The sequence below is a fragment of the Mucilaginibacter aurantiaciroseus genome (assembly GCF_024055595.1).
Taxonomy (GTDB): Bacteria; Bacteroidota; Bacteroidia; order Sphingobacteriales; family Sphingobacteriaceae; genus Mucilaginibacter; species Mucilaginibacter aurantiaciroseus.
Window position 1 is genome coordinate 1,106,391 of the sequence record NZ_JAMXOF010000002.1, and the last position, 16,058, is coordinate 1,122,448.

Annotated in this window: 13 protein-coding genes and 2 pseudogenes; 10 read left to right on the top strand and 5 right to left on the bottom strand. The window is 40.6% G+C overall.

Going from position 1 to position 16,058, the window contains the following annotated elements:
* The first annotated feature begins 7 nt into the window (after positions 1-7).
* The 8 genes and pseudogenes from NAF17_RS13250 to NAF17_RS13285 all read left to right on the top strand — a co-directional run.
* Positions 8-1,444, top strand: a complete 1,437-nt coding sequence (locus NAF17_RS13250; protein ID WP_252758470.1) for an NADP-dependent isocitrate dehydrogenase — start codon at positions 8-10, stop codon at positions 1,442-1,444.
* Entirely contained in the window at positions 1,444-1,698 is a 255-nt protein-coding gene (locus NAF17_RS13255; RefSeq protein WP_252758471.1) for a hypothetical protein, read from the top strand. Before NAF17_RS13250 ends, NAF17_RS13255 begins: the two co-directional genes overlap by 1 nt.
* Before the next feature lie 7 nt (positions 1,699-1,705).
* Positions 1,706-2,548, top strand: a complete 843-nt coding sequence (locus NAF17_RS13260; protein ID WP_252758472.1) for a DUF6671 family protein — start codon at positions 1,706-1,708, stop codon at positions 2,546-2,548.
* Positions 2,549-2,649: 101 nt separating this feature from the next.
* Positions 2,650-2,940, top strand: coding sequence for a hypothetical protein (locus NAF17_RS13265; protein ID WP_252758473.1), 291 nt, complete (start codon positions 2,650-2,652; stop codon positions 2,938-2,940).
* Positions 2,933-4,609: a peptidase domain-containing ABC transporter gene (locus tag NAF17_RS13270; RefSeq protein WP_252758474.1), complete on the top strand. Its 1,677-nt coding sequence runs from the start codon at positions 2,933-2,935 to the stop codon at positions 4,607-4,609. The genes NAF17_RS13265 and NAF17_RS13270 overlap by 8 nt, the downstream gene beginning before the upstream one ends.
* A 1-nt stretch (position 4,610) precedes the next feature.
* Positions 4,611-5,960, top strand: a complete 1,350-nt coding sequence (locus tag NAF17_RS13275) for an HlyD family secretion protein (RefSeq protein ID WP_252758475.1) — start codon at positions 4,611-4,613, stop codon at positions 5,958-5,960.
* Positions 5,961-6,049: 89 nt separating this feature from the next.
* The gene (locus NAF17_RS13280; RefSeq protein WP_252758476.1) at positions 6,050-7,351 is read left to right on the top strand and encodes a TolC family protein; all 1,302 of its coding nucleotides are present in this window, start codon (positions 6,050-6,052) and stop codon (positions 7,349-7,351) included.
* 674 nt (positions 7,352-8,025) lie between these two features.
* Positions 8,026-8,463, top strand: a pseudogene (locus NAF17_RS13285) (Fic family protein); the annotation flags it as partial.
* On the opposite strand, the gene NAF17_RS13290 reads toward NAF17_RS13285, so the two are convergent.
* The 5 genes from NAF17_RS13290 to NAF17_RS13310 form a co-directional block, all read right to left on the bottom strand.
* Positions 8,446-8,586 carry a hypothetical protein gene (locus NAF17_RS13290; protein WP_252758477.1) on the bottom strand — a complete coding sequence of 47 codons (141 nt, stop codon included), beginning with the start codon at positions 8,584-8,586 and terminating at the stop codon, positions 8,446-8,448. The pseudogene NAF17_RS13285 and the gene NAF17_RS13290 overlap by 18 nt on opposite strands.
* A gap of 234 nt (positions 8,587-8,820) precedes the next feature.
* Positions 8,821-9,357 (bottom strand): MFS transporter, encoded by a 537-nt coding sequence (locus tag NAF17_RS13295; protein ID WP_370341175.1) that lies wholly within the window; start codon positions 9,355-9,357, stop codon positions 8,821-8,823.
* Between the two features lie 620 nt (positions 9,358-9,977).
* Positions 9,978-11,516, bottom strand: coding sequence for an ATP-binding protein (locus NAF17_RS13300; protein ID WP_252758479.1), 1,539 nt, complete (start codon positions 11,514-11,516; stop codon positions 9,978-9,980).
* Between the two features lie 10 nt (positions 11,517-11,526).
* Positions 11,527-11,943 carry a response regulator gene (locus NAF17_RS13305; RefSeq protein WP_252758480.1) on the bottom strand — a complete coding sequence of 139 codons (417 nt, stop codon included), beginning with the start codon at positions 11,941-11,943 and terminating at the stop codon, positions 11,527-11,529.
* A gap of 5 nt (positions 11,944-11,948) precedes the next feature.
* On the bottom strand, positions 11,949-14,585 hold the full coding sequence (locus tag NAF17_RS13310; RefSeq protein WP_252758481.1) for a sensor histidine kinase: 2,637 nt from the start codon (positions 14,583-14,585) through the stop codon (positions 11,949-11,951).
* 304 nt (positions 14,586-14,889) lie between these two features.
* Between NAF17_RS13310 and NAF17_RS13315 the strand changes: the two genes are divergently transcribed.
* Both NAF17_RS13315 and NAF17_RS13320 read left to right on the top strand, forming a co-directional pair.
* Positions 14,890-15,579 carry a VIT1/CCC1 transporter family protein gene (locus tag NAF17_RS13315; RefSeq protein ID WP_252758482.1) on the top strand — a complete coding sequence of 230 codons (690 nt, stop codon included), beginning with the start codon at positions 14,890-14,892 and terminating at the stop codon, positions 15,577-15,579.
* A gap of 182 nt (positions 15,580-15,761) precedes the next feature.
* Positions 15,762-16,058 (top strand): annotated as a pseudogene (locus NAF17_RS13320) (acetate/propionate family kinase); the annotation flags it as partial.

The window sequence follows — 16,058 nt, forward strand, 5'->3', positions numbered from 1 at the left end:
TCAAAACATGACAAAAATCACTGTAGCAAAAGGGGATGGCATAGGCCCAGAGATTATGGATGCAACCTTATCTATTATTTTAGCAGCAGGCGCTAAAATAGAGATTGAAGAAATTGAGGTTGGTGAAAAAGTTTACCTTTCAGGGAATACCTCCGGGATTGCCGGCACATCCTGGGATAGTATCCGGAAAAACAAAGTATTTCTTAAAGCACCAATAACTACGCCGCAGGGTGGCGGCTACAAAAGTCTTAATGTAACCACTCGTAAATTTCTCGGGCTATATTCCAATGTAAGGCCCTGCGCAAGTTTACACCCTTTTGTTAGCACAAAACATCCGGTGATGGATGTAGTGATCATCCGCGAAAATGAGGAAGACCTGTATGCAGGCATTGAACACCAGCAAACGGACGAGGTGGTACAATGTCTGAAATTGATCAGCCGGCCAGGATGTGAAAAGATTGTACGTTATGCTTTTGAGTACGCTAAACAATACGGTAGAAAGAAGATCACCTGTTTTACTAAAGATAATATCATGAAGCAAACAGATGGGTTGTTTCACCAGGTGTTTGAAGAGATAGCCAAAGAATACCCGGAAATAGAACATGAACACTGGATAGTGGATATTGGAGCAGCCAAATTAGCCGACACACCGGAAGCGTTTGACGTGATAGTGATGCCAAATTTATATGGAGATATTTTGAGCGATGTTGCTGCCCAGATAGCGGGCTCAGTAGGGCTTGCCGGATCGGCTAATATTGGAGAGCAGTGTGCGATGTTTGAAGCTATACACGGTTCTGCACCGCGCAGGGCCGGTCAAAATCTGGCCAATCCATCCGGATTGCTGCAAGGCGCCATAATGATGCTAAACCACATCGGGCAGACTGAAGTCGCTGAGAAAGTACAGAATGCCTGGCTGAAAACGATAGAAGACGGTATCCACACTTACGATATATTTAAAGAGGGCAACAGCAAAGAAAAAGTGGGAACCAGGGAATTTGCCCTGGCAGTAATTAAAAACCTGAATAGCAAACCAACGCTTTTAAAAGAGGTTTCTTATGCCGCAAATTCAGCCTTAACCCTGCCTAAATACAAAAGAAAACCGGCTGCAAAAAAAGAGTTGCTTGGAGTGGATGTATTTGTTCACTGGCAGGGCACAAACCCGGATGAACTGGCAGCTATCGTTCGCGGATTAGAAACTTCAGAAGTTTCATTAACCATGATCACTAATCGCGGTATCAAGGTATGGCCTGAAGGATTTGAAGAAACTTTCTGTACGGATCATTGGCGTTGCCGGTTCAAATCGGCTGCAGGTAAGCCTTTAACTAAAGAACATATTATTGGGCTGCTTACAAGAGCGGTCGGATTAGCAATAGATACCATTAAAACAGAAAACCTGTACGCCTTTGACGGTAAGCCAGCTTTTTCATTAGGCCAGGGACAATAATGAAAAATAACATGGAAATACAATTGATCGAAGGACAATACAGCAATAACGAGGCTATGGAGCTGCTAACCCAACTGATTCACGTAAAAATCAAATTTCACGAAAATAAGATCAGCGGCCAATGCACTGAGGAAGACATCAAGTCCCGTGAACGGAGGATCAAACAACTGCAAAAAGATCTATATGAAGTCCGAAATTTTATCACTGCTAAAGGCAAGTCTATTTCGCTGCGGTCAACTATCGAAATCCAATAAACAACCGATGATTGACTTTGCGGGACGAACATTGATCATTGCTACCAAACATGCCAAACAGCAGGTTATGGCCCCTTTGCTGGAAGAAGCATTAGGGGTCCACTGCCTGGTAATTACCGAGCTCGATACTGATCAGCTGGGTACCTTTTCCGGCGAGGTAGAGCGCGAAGATGATCCGCTAACGACAGCCCGAAAAAAATGCCAGCTGGCGATGCGCTTGTCTGATTGTGAGCTGGCTGTAGCCAGCGAGGGTTCATTTGGAATGCATCCGGCCACGTTCTTTTGCTATGCGGACGAAGAACTCGTCATACTCGTGGATCAAAAAAACAACCTGGAGATAGCCACGGTCATGATCAGTACACAGACCAATTTCAATGGGGCAGAAATCAACGACAAACTGGCTTTGTTGGATTTCGCCGAAAGAGCGAATTTCCCCTCACATGGGTTGATCCTCAGGAAAGCCAAAAATGACCATGAAATGGTCATTAAAGGAATTCATACCCCTGAAAAATTGCTTTACGTTTTTGATGCCTTGTGGGAAAAGTATGGCAGTGCCTATGTGGAGACCGACATGCGGGCCATGCATAATCCTAAGCGAATGGCCGTGATAAAGCAGGCGACCAGGAAATTGGTGGATAAAGTTTTATCTCGCTGCCCCAATTGTACTGCACCCGGGTTTGGCGTCATCGCCGCCAAACCCGGTTTGCCTTGCCGGTTATGCGGGCTGCCAACGCAATCATCCTTGGCCTATATTTATAGGTGCCAGCAATGTGAGTTTGAAAAGGAAGAACAATATCCTAATCAGATCCAAACCGAAGATCCACAATATTGTGATTTCTGTAATCCTTGATTCTGCAAAATGTTAGGTAGAATTCAAGCATAATTAATCAATAACATTTAAAATTATAGAATAGTCGTTAAACAATTTTATAAATCATTAATCAGAAAATTATGTCTAAACAAAAAAAGTATCAACTTATCTCCGGCATATTTAATTCCAGCGAGGCCAAAGCTATTATTGTTAGCTTCTATAATCATAAAATAAACTACCACAATAATCAGCTACTCCGGGCAATTGAATGTAATGAAGGCAATGTGAGCCATATAGAACAGAAGATAATGGATTTAAATCATACCAGTGAATCAATAAAGAAATTCCTGGCAGACGGGATTGAACCAGATCAATTGGTAGAGGTTAAAGGATTTATTGAGATAAATTTAGATCCCTTAGGTAATGGCTGATAAATTCCAAGTTTCCATCAGAAATGCTGGATCGAAATTATTCAAATTAATTCATCTCGAAAAAAAAGAAGTCGGCGAGTTATACTTTTTCGCGGTAATAGCAGGTTTGATACAATTATCGCTGCCACTAGGTATTCAGGCCATTATAGGCTTACTTTTTGGCGGTGCCTTATCGGCTTCGCTGGTTGTATTAATCAGTTTTGTGGTAGCAGGTGTTTTATTGAGCGGAATGATACAGGTGATGCAGATGAGAGTAACCGAAAGTATACAGCAGCGCCTTTTTAACCGGCTTACCTTTGCTTATGCTTACCGTATACCGCGTATTGATTTGTTAAGCGTTGATGATTATTATTTGCCTGAACTGGTAAATCGTTTTTTTGATACAGCAAGTCTGCAAAAAGGCCTTTCTAAGTTATTATTAGATATTCCGGGCGCGTCCATTCAAATTTTATTCGGTTTAATGCTTCTCAGTTTTTATCACCCCATATTTATAGTATTCGGCGTTTTTTTATTGCTGATCATATGCTTGATTTTTTATTTCAGCAGTCATAAGGGCTTTACAACCTCTATGGAGGAAAGCGATTATAAATACCAGGTAGCCCATTGGCTTGAAGAATTGGCAAGAGCTATTAAAACTTTCAAATTTGCCCAGGAACATCAGCTTCACCTAAAAAAAACCGATCAACTAAACGTAGGCTATCTTACCGCTCGCACAGCACATTTTAAGGTATTGATTTTTCAATACCGTGCCCTGATAGCCTTTAAGGTAATCATTACAGCAGCCATGCTTATTATGGGTACCCTGTTGTTTCTAAATCAGCAAATTAATTTAGGTCAGTTTATTGCGGCAGAAATTATCATTATAGCGGTTTTAATTTCGGTGGAGAAATTGATCATCAGCCTTGAAACCGTTTACGATGTATTAACCTCTATCGAAAAGCTGGATAAAGTCCTTCAAAAACCTCAGGATAACCAAAGTTTTGATACGCCGGGACTTGCAACAGAATTACCGGCAGCATTGAGTTTGTCGTTACGCCAGCTAAGTTTTTCGTTCAATAACAATAAACCAGTTATTCATCAGCTATCTGTCGATTTTGCCGCAGGCGAAAAGATATGTATCAATGGTAAATCGGGATCGGGTAAAACTACCCTGCTGCGAATTTTAGCAGGCTTATATAGCGGGTATACAGGACAATTCATAGTTAATGGCCTGCCGTTTCAGCATATACCTGTTAAATTGTGGCGGTCGCGAATAGGCGTATTCTTTGCACGTGAAGAATTGTTTAACGGCAGTCTTTGGGAAAATCTTACCATGGGTAATGATGAGCTTTCTTTAGCCGCTGTAGTTGAAATTTGCGAATTGGTTGGATTGCTGCATTTTATAGAAATGCATGAAAACGGCTACCAAACCCTACTATATCCGCAGGGGCAAAAATTGTCAGGCAATGTTGTTCAAAAGATTTTGCTTGCCCGTTGCCTTTTAATGAAACCCGGTTTATTATTAATGGAAAACGGCTGGCAGGATATTGAACAAGAATTTCGCACCCCTATCATCAACAGGTTGATACAAGATAAAAGCTTTACCCTGATAGCCATATCAGATCTGGACGAATTTACAATAGCCTGTGACAGGGTAATATCACTTGATAAAGGAGCAATAAACAACTAAAATGTTTTTAGAAAAAAATACAGAAATTCAACGTTTTTCGGCTTTTCAGTCCTTCCAAACCGTGATGCAAGGTGGGCATCATACGCATAAAATAAGATGGCTATCTGCCGGACTAGTAATCATATGTATCGCATTGTTAGCGCCGTGGACACAAAATATTCGCTCAAAAGGCAGCGTATCAACCCTCGATCCGCAGCAACGGCCACAAGAGGTAAATACGATGATTCCTGGCCGTATAGTTAAATGGTATGTGCAAGACGGCAGTATGGTTCAAAAAGGCGATACCTTATTAGAAATTACTGAAATAAAAGACGACTATCTGGACCCGCAACTTACCCAGCGCACAGCCGAGCAATTAAACTCAAAAAATGCCGCTACTTTATTTTACAAAGATAAGGCGGCTACCACAAACCGGCAATTAGCAGCCCTGCAGCAAAGCTTGGAATTTAAGCTTAAGCAGATCAATAACAAAGTTAAGCAATATGCACTCCAGGTACAATCAGATAGTATCAGCATGAATGCTGCCGCTAATCTGTTCAATATTAGCCAGGGGCAGTTGAAAAGACAAAAAGAATTATATAATTCCGGTTTGAAATCACTTACGGAATATGAGCAGCGGCAGCAGTATTATCAGGACGCGATGGCTAAACGCATCAGTGCTGAAAACAAATTTTATTCCAGCAAAAACGAATTGCTTAATATTAAGTTGGAATTATCGGCTGCTTCGCAGGATTATACTGAAAAAATATCAAAGGTATCGGGCGAGCGTTTCGTAGCTTTATCGCAGATAGCTATCGGCGAAGGCGAGGTCTCCAAACTTCGGAACCAGCTATATAATTACCAGGCCCGGCAGGGCTTCCATTACATTATCGCGCCTCAAAGCGGACAGGTATTACAAAATATTAAGGCAGGTATAGGAGAAACGGTAAAAGATGGCGAACAACTGCTTACCATCGTTCCGATCCAATTTAAAAAAGCTATTGAAATTTATATCGATCCAAATGATTTACCACTGATCCATCCTGACCAGTTAGTACGTATTCAATTTGATGGCTTCCCAGCTATTGTATTTTCGGGGTGGCCAAAAGCCTCTTATGGATTATTTAACGGCAAAATAGCTGCTATTGATAATCGTATCGATGCATCGGGTAAGTTTAAAGTATGGGTAACACCGAAAGAGGATTACCGGAAGTGGCCCGAAACTGTACGCTTTGGTACCGGTTGCCAGGTAATCGCGCTGCTCAATAACGTACCTGTTGGGTATGAGCTATGGAGGCAGCTAAATGGTTTTCCGCCTGATTTTTATAAAAAGGTCATATCGGCTAAAGATCAATCTGTAAAGAAAAAATGATGCGATCAGTTATAGCTTTTATATTTTGTTTAACAGTTTTGCAAGTTAAGGGGCAAGAGAAATTGCTTACTTTAAATGAATACCTCGCAATGGTCAAACGCTATCATCCACTGGCACTACAAGCCGGTTTAACCAATAAAAAAGCCATGTATGTACGCATGCAGGCATTGGGTGGTTTCGACCCTAAATTGGAGGTAAATGGCGAAAAAAAAATATTCGAAGGTAAAACATATTATGATTATGTCACATCAGAAATAAAATTGCCGCTATGGTACGGTTTAGATTTAAAAGGTGCCTTTACTACTTATCAGGGCGATTACGTAAATCCTGAAAATAAAACGCCGAAATCGGGATTGGGTTACTTTGGCATAAGTGTACCCGTTGGCCGGGGTCTGTTGATGGACGAACGCAGAGCGGCATTAAAACAAGCTGCAATTTATCAAAACATAGCAGTTGCAGAGCAACAGCAAATATTGAATGATCTGTTCATCAACGCGACACAAAGTTATGCGGAATGGCTAAATGTGTGGCTAAATACACAGATATATAAAAAAGCGGTGATATTGGCCGAAATAAGGCTAAGGAGTACAACTTTGCTGTACAAAAACGGTGATAAGGCCGCCATCGATACATTGGAAGCATTGACCCTGCTTCAAAGCCGCCAGCAAAAGCTAAATGATTACGAAACGGTGTTGCAAAATAAAAAAAATGAATTGGCCGCTTACTTATGGCTTGATGATTTAACCCCCGTAGCCCCTGAAAAACTTAATGTTAAACCCGATACCACGCTTTTGGACATCATGCCGCCCGTTAGCTTAATTAACCGCGACCCGCAAACAATCGCTAAACAAAACCCTGAGGTTACTGGCTACAGCTTAAAATTGAATCAATTGGATATAGAACGTCGGTTGAAACTGGAAGAAATTAAGCCCACTTTGAATTTTAACGTGGGGCTGCTAAACCCGGGAAGGAGTATTTTTAATAATATCAATCCCGATTGGTTTCAAGGCAATCATAAAATTGGATTTACCATTGCCATGCCGCTCACTTTCACCAAACAACGCGCGGCCTATAGTTTAACTAAAATAAAAATTCAGGAAGCTCAGTTTGCTTTGGCGGAGAAAACCAACATGGTGTCAGTAAAATATACTAACTACCGTAACGATTTGATAAATTTGGATAAACAGGTACTCCTACATACCAGTATGATTGATAATAACAAACTTCTATTAGATGGAGAAGAGAAGAAATTTAGAATGGGTGAAAGTTCATTGTTCCTGGTGAATTCACGGGAACAAAAACTACTGGAGATACAAGAGAAAATTAACGAAATATACACGAAACGAATTAAAACTATTCAATACTTGAAATGGCTTGCCTATAACTGGTAATTAATACTTAAGAACAATCTTATATTTGCGTCTTATTTGATACTTGTCCTTTCGACCAGGATTTACACTTTATCTTTCAATGAAAAGGATGCCATTTTAATCCTTGCCAGGTGACTTCCCGGATACTTCCTGCTCTTAACTCCGCTACTGCATTTTCTCTATGCTGCAAAAGCATCCGCTTCAATAACCTGCCGGAAGGTGCAATCAAGAGCATCATTCAGGACTGCACTTGTTTACCCGCTCCATTGCATTACGCCGGGAAAAGCTGCGCTTGCCTGAAAGGTGCACTTAATTCATTGCTGAAAGATCAGACACTTTAAGTAGCTATTTTCCGATCGAAACGGAGAAAAAGGCAGCTAAGGTTTTGCCCGCACTGCTGTAAGACTTCTTAAACATGTGCAAAAGACTACGGCATAATGAATTAGCTCGTCCCTCGCTGATTATTCCGGGGAAAGTATACCACCATTCCGCTGCAAAAGGGGCCAGCGTGGATAAACCACGTTATATTGACCCCTCTTCGCCAATTTTAATTTGATTGCTTTTGTTGCTGATAACCAATTTGTTATTGGGGATTTACAAATTGGTGAAGAGGGGTCAAAGAGATTGTTATTTCCGGCATAGGCACTCTATTTTGCTAAGTGCCCGTCCTTTAAAAAAAACCAGGTCATTTTAAAGATAAGAATAACCGGGCCGGAAGTACGGAATTTGTAGATTGGCAACTAGTTCAGGGGACGCTAAAAAAAGGATTTGAGTTGTATTCTATCCTATTAAATCCGTTTGCAAAAGCGGCCTATATCATGTTCCTGATTAGTGAAGTTCACCCATTTTTAGATGGTAATGGAAGAATAGCCCGGGTGATGATGAATGCCGAACTAACGTCAAAAGGGTTATCCAAAATTATTATCCCTACCGTTTACCGGGAAGATTATATGGGTGCTTTAAAGAAGTTGACTAAACAGGGAGAATCGGCTGCGTACATTAGGATGTTACTACGTGCCTATGAATTTAGTGCGACCGTTCATCAGAAAGATATGGATAAGATGGAACTATATTTGAAGCAATGCGATGCGTTTGAGGAACCGGCTTTAGGAAAGTTAAACTTTCAGAAATAAGAAAGTTTCGTCTATCGCTTTTTGCAAAATAGTTGCTATATCGTATTGATTTGCATAATTCGGCCACAGTTTTATGATGCTTTCTATCTGCCTGATGATCTCATGAGGTTTTTTTATAATCATTTGTTTGGCAACTTCTAATAGGTCTTTACGATCTATACCCTGTCTTTTGCCGTTTACGCTTAATGATTGGTAGCTGACCCACGTAATATCCGGGCGGTAAGCGTGGCATACATCGCAAGCAGGGGCTAAAAAAAATAAAAAAAACGTTCACAGAATCATAATCTAAATAGCCGCTTTGAACTGTAATTAACGGCAGCTAAAAGTGTTGATTGTATCAGTCGTAGTAACTGCGGTTTAATGGTTATTGATCTTGACAATTAACATATAAATGATTGTTAAAGACGCACCAATTGCAGAAAAAATAAATAAAGGTTTTGCTCCAAATGTGAACCATATAAAACCTGCAAGGGAACTGGCTAATAAAGCCATAATGCTGCTAAATGCGGAATAGGTGCCAATTGCCGTAGCTGTATCTTTATTATCCGAAATATTACTGATCATCGCTTTGCTAACACCTTCCGTCATTGCAGCGTATAACCCATAAACGCCGAATAATATCAAAAATAACGGTAAGGTATTTACAAATGAAATCCCCCCATAAACGATAACGAAGAGCAGCAATCCTGCTATAAATGTATTCTTTAATCCGATGCGGTCGGAGATAATACCTGCCGGAAAAGCAAACGCGGCATAACAAAGGTTATAAAACATATAAACCATAATTAAATGCAGATCGCTTACACCTCTCGCTTTTAAAAGTAACAGCAAAAAGACATCTGAGCTATTGACCAGCGCAAAACACAGAAGTCCGGATACTACCTGCCGGTAAATTGCAGGGCTTTCTTTCCAATAATTTAAAAATGAAAAAAGGTTACCTAAATATTGCGATCACTGCAACCCTTGAATTAAAAGAATGAACGATAAAATCAAAAAATAGAATTGGGCGGACATCAAAAAGACGATTATCATTTAAATTTTAGTTTTACTAAAATATTAGCAAAATCATGTCCAAACAAAACACATGTCAGCTTATCTCAGGGGTATTCAATAGGAGTGAAGCAAGGTCTGTAATTCTTAGTTTTTATAATCATAAGATACTTTATCATAATAATCAGTTACTAAGAGCGATGGAAAGCAATGATGGTAATATCGGCTAGATCGAACAAAAGATAAAAGAATTGAACCTTACAAGCCAAACGATAAAGAAACTTCTTGTCGAAAGTATTGACACAAATCAATTAGTGGAGGTTAAAGGATTTATTGAAATAAATTTAAGTCCCTTGCATGATATCTAAAAATTTCCTATCACCAAACGGCATAGTCAAGTGATAAAAAGCTATTGTCAAATCACTTGCAGGTATTTATTCTAACTTTTTTCTTATGCCCCGTTCCAAAGTTGACAGTTCATTTACTGTACTTACTTTCGCAATCCGTCATTATTGAAGCTATTATCAAGCCAGTACATTGGTGTTCCCATCGTTTTGGAATTCTGCCAATGGTATAGTAAACCAAAACGTACTACCCTTACCTAACTCACTTATCACACCGATCTGACCGCCATGCTTTTTTACAATCTCTGTACTGATATATAAACCTAAGCCTAAACCGGAGTTTTGTATGCTTGTTGTGTCCGCTCTGTAATACCGTTTAAAGAGTTGGTCTAAGTGATTTTTAGGGATGCCCGGCCCGAAGTCCTGAACAGAAATTTTTGCCATCGGATACTCCGATTCTATTCTAAGAGTTATTTTAAATGATCCGTGGGCATATTTTACCGCATTATTGACCAGATTAACCAACACCTGGTCAATATGGTGCTCGTCGCCGCATACTTTTAGATCTTGGTCACCTTCTAAAAGGAGTTGATGTGTCCCTACACTTGTCACGTGGTCACAGCACCCATCAATCAGCCTGGAAATGCTAAATACGGATTTATTCAATTCGAACTGATTTTCCGTGATACGTCCGACATTAAGTAGGTCGTTTACAAGATTACTAATTTTATCAATGCTTCTATTAGACTGATTGATCAATTTTGGCAGCATTGCTGCTGTAGGATTGTCTTTCATCCTGCTCAATAATTGTAAACTCGCCTTCAAACTGGTTAGCGGGGTTTTAAGCTCATGACTGGCAATGCTTAGAAAATCATTCTTTCTAATTTCCTCAAGCTTTCTTTCTGTAATATCCATGATGGTGCCAGAAAAATGGGCTACCCCTTCAACCTCTGCTTCATATCGTTTACCTGTTGTCCTTACCCAACGTATTTTATGATCATGATAGCCCATAATGGGGTATTCCATGTTGTAAGGTATGCAGTTCAATAAAGCCGCTTCTACCGATTTAGTAACTATTTCGCGATATTCCGGTAGAATTTGGGCGATTGCAGCTTCATAAGACATATCTTCTTGCGAATCGAATCCAAATAACGCTTTCATGCGCGACGAAGGGACAAATCCTCGTGTTTCTACATCCATATACCAAGTGCCCATCTCTGCTGATTCGATTGCCAACCGAAGTCTCTCTTCAATTTGCAGGGTTGCCTCTCTTCTTTCTTCGGCAACTTCAAGGACAAAACGTTTTTTAAGCGAGCATGCTACATCATCAGTGACATCCAAGATAGTTAGGACGATGCATTGCACATCGCCAGATTCGTTTACTATCGGTGAGCAGGATGTCCGCCAATAACGGGTGTTAAAGCGATTAGTCCCCCAAACCGGAACATCATAGCGTTGGCTTGCCAATATTTTCAGCTGTTTAGTAAGAATAGCATCGGTCATACAATCGATTAGAGAATGAACCTTTTTTGGTGGCAGGACAAGCGTATTTTCCGGAAACACATTAAAAAAACTTTTTCCTGTCAATTCGTCCAGTCTAGTATTCGTCGCTTCAAGAAACGCGGGATTAGCTGTAATGATCGTAAACCTTAGTATGTCAGGTGAAAGAACAATCGCTGGAGGTGCGTTCTGTAAATAAGCGTAAAAAGAAAGATCCATTGCTAAAAGTTTATAAATCAATATTCGTATCAACACCAACCACGACCTCGCCGATATTCACTTTTCTAATCGCCCTATAAAGCTCATCCATATCACCGTTTTTAAGTAAGTAACCACGGGCACCGACAGCTAAAGCCCGTTTTAAAAAAGCACCTTTAGCGTGCATGGTTAAAATAATCACCTTGATATCAGCATAAAGCACGGCTACATTTTCGGTCAGTTCTATACCATCCATTCCTTTCATATTGAGGTCGGCCAGTACAATATCTACCACCAAGTCGTCTTTAATTAGTCCCAATGCCGCCAATCCATTTTCAGCAGTGCCGACTACCTCAAAATCATCTTGCATACCTACCATATCGGTCAAAAGTTCCCGCACAATGGCGTTATCTTCGACCACTAATATTTTGATCATTTTCGTTTCCATTAAATTCATCCCTCTAATTGATGTGGTAAATTTATTGTTATAGTTGTGCCTGCCGCCGGTGCTGATTGCATAGCAATGTTGCCTCCCAACATGGCAACCTTGTTCCGAATAGATGAAAGGCCGATGCCTTGTTTATTTCCCTCGGCAGCCTGCATTCCTATGCCATTATCATGCACCAAAATTTGAACCTCTGTACTACTTGCTTCTACCGTTACCTCTGCTTGGGTAGCCTTTGAATGTTTGACTACATTGGTCATCAGCTCCTGTACTGTGCGAAAGACAGCTAACTCCACATAGTTATCTAACTTGACGTTGCCGAGTGATACCTGGCAATTAAATTGGATACTATCCTGTAACTGCTCACCCACTTCCTTGATAGCCGCGCTCAGGCCAAACTCGGCCAGTACCGTTGGCATAAGTTCATGCGAGATACGTCGAATGTCCTTGATGGAATCGGTCAACAGTCCCTCCGTATATGCTTTAGATTTATTAAACTTATCCGAATTTTCCGTGGCCATTTTAACGGTCAGATAATTCATGGCTATTCGGGTGCCATACAGCAATTGTCCAACACCGTTGTGCAGGCTTTCTGAAATCCGTCGACGTTCTTCTTCCTGGGTGTTCAGCGTGATTTGGAAGATTTCCTGCTGCTGCCGTACTTCGAGATCGCGAAGTCGGCGTTCCGCTTCATGAATGGCCGTCATATCCAGGTCTACGCCTAATACGCGGGTTAGCTGCCCATCATTATTTTTAACTACGGCGGCTTTAATATGTACAATTTTAACCTTGCTGTTCACATTCAAGGTTATAGTTTCTTCAAAATCCTGATCGCCGTTTCGGATATGGCTAACGAGCCGTTCCGCCACAGTCAGGCTATCCGGCGTTGCATATTCCAGGTAGATTTCCGGCTGTATCTCAATCCCTCTTTGCAGATCAAACAAGCGGTACATACCATCGGACCAGACAAAATTACCCGTTAACAGGTCATAGTCCCAACTGCCTATTTCTGCCAGTCCTTCTGATTGTTGTAACAACGTGTAATTACGGAAACGTTCGTCCTCCGCTTGCATGCGCTCCGTTATATCGAGATTAGTACAGACCAGAAAATCATCACCTCTTACGAACATGGTAGAATACCAGCTGTCGATACCTTCATAAGTATAATGGTATTCCATCTTGCCGGTTTCGCCGGTCTCCATAGTTGTGACCATTAAATCAAAAAGGCCCATTTGCCGGATCCCTGGGTATAGGTCAGCATATAATTTACCCGCCAGATCAAAACGGCCAGTAGTACGCCCAATCTCTTTATTGACGGTTACGAATCTAAAATCCGTGATCGCACCTTGATCATTCCTTACCGGTGCAAATACCAACATTCCAATAAGTGTGGTATCATAAATGGTTTTCAGCAGGTTTAGGGATTCATTTAATTCTATTTCCGTTTTTTTACGCCCAGAAATTTCAGATGATGTGGTAGCTACCCCATCATTGAGTTTGACAACCGACTGTTGATACCAGGCATTGAAATTTTCATAGGTATAATTTATTTCATATTGCTGCGGAATACCAGTTTCGGTTACTTGAACAAAATGATCAAATATCCCTGTAAGTATTACGCCTGGATTGTGTTCTAATAAGCTTTCACCGGTTGTACTTCCGTTTATTTTTTCTGATGTAGCATTGTTTAGTATCCAGATAAAATCTATTATTTTTCCGTGCTCGTCCCTTACAGCGTTGAACACCTGGATCATATCATGCGAACTATCCACCGTTTTTTGCAATAGATCTTTCACTTGTTTGAGCTCAGCGGTTCGCTCACTTACTTCCTGTTCGAGCCGCAGACGGTAAGCAGCCTCACTTTGTCGTAAGGCTTCTTCTGTTTGTTTCCGTTCGGTAATATCATTACCCAAACCTAGCCATTCAGTAATCATTCCTTTACTATCCACCACTGGCACTGCCCGTGAAAGCACCCAGCCGATGGAACCATCTGCCTGTATGACCTGGTGCTCTAATTCAAAAACTCCTTTGGAATCAATAGCTTCGGCGATTTTTTGCCAAACTAAGGCCTGGTGTTCTTCGGGAATATATTTATCTACCCAATTGCCGGTGGTCTGATCTGTATCAGCCAGCATGTTTTTACCGTTAAGGGCATACATGTTTTTCCAGTCGGTACTCATTTTATAGACCATGTTTGAACTGGCAGTAACAAACATTCTAAACTGTTCTTCTGACTTTCGTAAGGCTCTTGCGGTTTTTTCGACTTGTTTCCGTTCAGTAACGTCCTCATATATTACCGCAACTTTTCGCTCGTCGGTTGTCCCAACTTTAATAGCATGGACTTGGTAGCAAACGCCAAGTGGGTTTGCTGAAAGTTCGTGTTTTTCGGCAACACCGGTTGTGGCAATGCGGCCCATTATCTCAAACCAGTGCTTTTCGTAATTGGGGTCAAGTTCACTTGTTCGCTTACCGGCAAGTTCTAAACCGGTCATGCGATTAGCAGCCGGGTTAGCTTCTATATAATAAATATCTACCGGCTGATCATTTGCATCATATAAAACCTCCAATACAATATACCCCTGATCGGAATGATTAAACATAAGATCAGCATATGAAGGTTCGCTTAAGCGATTAGATATTTCCATTTTTAAGCGCGCATCTTGAAACTAAGAGGAAGGTGTCATTGTTATAAGTAATTTAAACCTAAAATGTTTTATTTCAGCGCTTTAAACCCAAAAATTAGCAAATTCTTTGGTTTTTAATTAGTATGGCTGCCAATAGGGGGGATAGAATTCCAATATAGTTTGTAAAAATTCGCTTTTATGAAGGCGCATAATATTAAAATCCGTTAAGCAGTATCCTAATATCTTTAGTTGGGATAAAACCAAATAATCAAACAAAGGTATTCGCTCATGGGTTAATTCAAATACGAAAGTCAAACAATAAAGAATGGAACTGGAAAAGCATTATACCAATAGAAGTGGATGGCTTAGGGCGGCTGTTTTAGGTGCAAACGATGGTATCCTTTCAACAACAAGTATAGCAATTGGAGTAGCTGCGGCCAGTACCACAAGAAGCCCGATCATTCTGGCAGCGTTAGCCGGATTAGTTGCAGGTGCATTATCAATGGCAGCGGGTGAATATGTTTCTGTCAGTTCACAGTCTGATATTGAGACTGCAGATTTAGAGAGGGAGAAAAAAGAGCTTGAAACCATACCAGATATTGAGCTAAAAGAACTTGCGAAAATATACGAAAAACGCGGTTTAGAGAGTAAATTGTCGTTGCAGGTAGCTAAACAGCTTTCAATTTACAATGCTTTGGAAGCACATGCTAAGGACGAATTAGGTATTAATGAATTTTCGCAGCCAAAGCCATTGCAAGCAGCTTTAGCTTCCGGCGCATCATTTATATCCGGCGGGCTGTTGCCCTTTTTGGTTTCTTTATTTGCCTCCATTGGTATGATGGTTATTTTGCTTTATTCTTTAGCCATTGTATTTCTTGCATTGTCTGGAGCAATTGCTGCAAAAGCAGGGGGTTCAAGTATGTTAAAAAGCATTATCAGGATTTGCTTTTGGGGAACCATAGCCATGGGCATTACCGCTTTGGTTGGATATTTATTCGGCGTAAAGACCGCGTAGGATCAAAACGATACGCTTAAGCCAAGTATTAATTTTTAATATAAAACTTTTAATCTTTTTATGTCTTATATGGTCAATAGTGTTTAACGGTCATAAAACTACAATCAAACATAAAAGGCCTTTAAATTATCTATTTTCCTGTCTAATACTGCTATCATGATTATCATCATTTAAAACCTGCTATGGCGAGATTAAACAAGGGCACTGTATTGAGCATTAATGGCGGTTCCTCCAGTATTAAGTTCGCCATATACGTCGCCGATACGGCATTTACGCCCTTATTGTCAGGTGCTGTAGAAAATATCGGAACGCTAAATACAAATTTGAATTTCGTTGATACTATCGGGGGCAAACAACATACAATTCGTATAAAAACTTCCGATCGTCAGGAAGTTGTTGATGTTTTGATGGACTGGCTGGAAAAGCAGGATCATTTTGGATCATTAAAAGTCATCGGGCACCGGGTAGTCCATGGCATG

Coding starts and splice junctions, on each gene's coding strand:
- NAF17_RS13250 (WP_252758470.1), top strand. CDS start 8: ATGACAAAAATCACTGTAGCAAAAGGGGATGGCATAGGCCCAGAGATT.
- NAF17_RS13255 (WP_252758471.1), top strand. CDS start 1,444: ATGAAAAATAACATGGAAATACAATTGATCGAAGGACAATACAGCAAT.
- NAF17_RS13260 (WP_252758472.1), top strand. CDS start 1,706: ATGATTGACTTTGCGGGACGAACATTGATCATTGCTACCAAACATGCC.
- NAF17_RS13265 (WP_252758473.1), top strand. CDS start 2,650: ATGTCTAAACAAAAAAAGTATCAACTTATCTCCGGCATATTTAATTCC.
- NAF17_RS13270 (WP_252758474.1), top strand. CDS start 2,933: ATGGCTGATAAATTCCAAGTTTCCATCAGAAATGCTGGATCGAAATTA.
- NAF17_RS13275 (WP_252758475.1), top strand. CDS start 4,611: ATGTTTTTAGAAAAAAATACAGAAATTCAACGTTTTTCGGCTTTTCAG.
- NAF17_RS13280 (WP_252758476.1), top strand. CDS start 6,050: ATGGTCAAACGCTATCATCCACTGGCACTACAAGCCGGTTTAACCAAT.
- NAF17_RS13290 (WP_252758477.1), bottom strand. CDS start 8,586: ATGATTATAAAAAAACCTCATGAGATCATCAGGCAGATAGAAAGCATC.
- NAF17_RS13300 (WP_252758479.1), bottom strand. CDS start 11,516: ATGGATCTTTCTTTTTACGCTTATTTACAGAACGCACCTCCAGCGATT.
- NAF17_RS13305 (WP_252758480.1), bottom strand. CDS start 11,943: ATGGAAACGAAAATGATCAAAATATTAGTGGTCGAAGATAACGCCATT.
- NAF17_RS13310 (WP_252758481.1), bottom strand. CDS start 14,585: ATGGAAATATCTAATCGCTTAAGCGAACCTTCATATGCTGATCTTATG.
- NAF17_RS13315 (WP_252758482.1), top strand. CDS start 14,890: ATGGAACTGGAAAAGCATTATACCAATAGAAGTGGATGGCTTAGGGCG.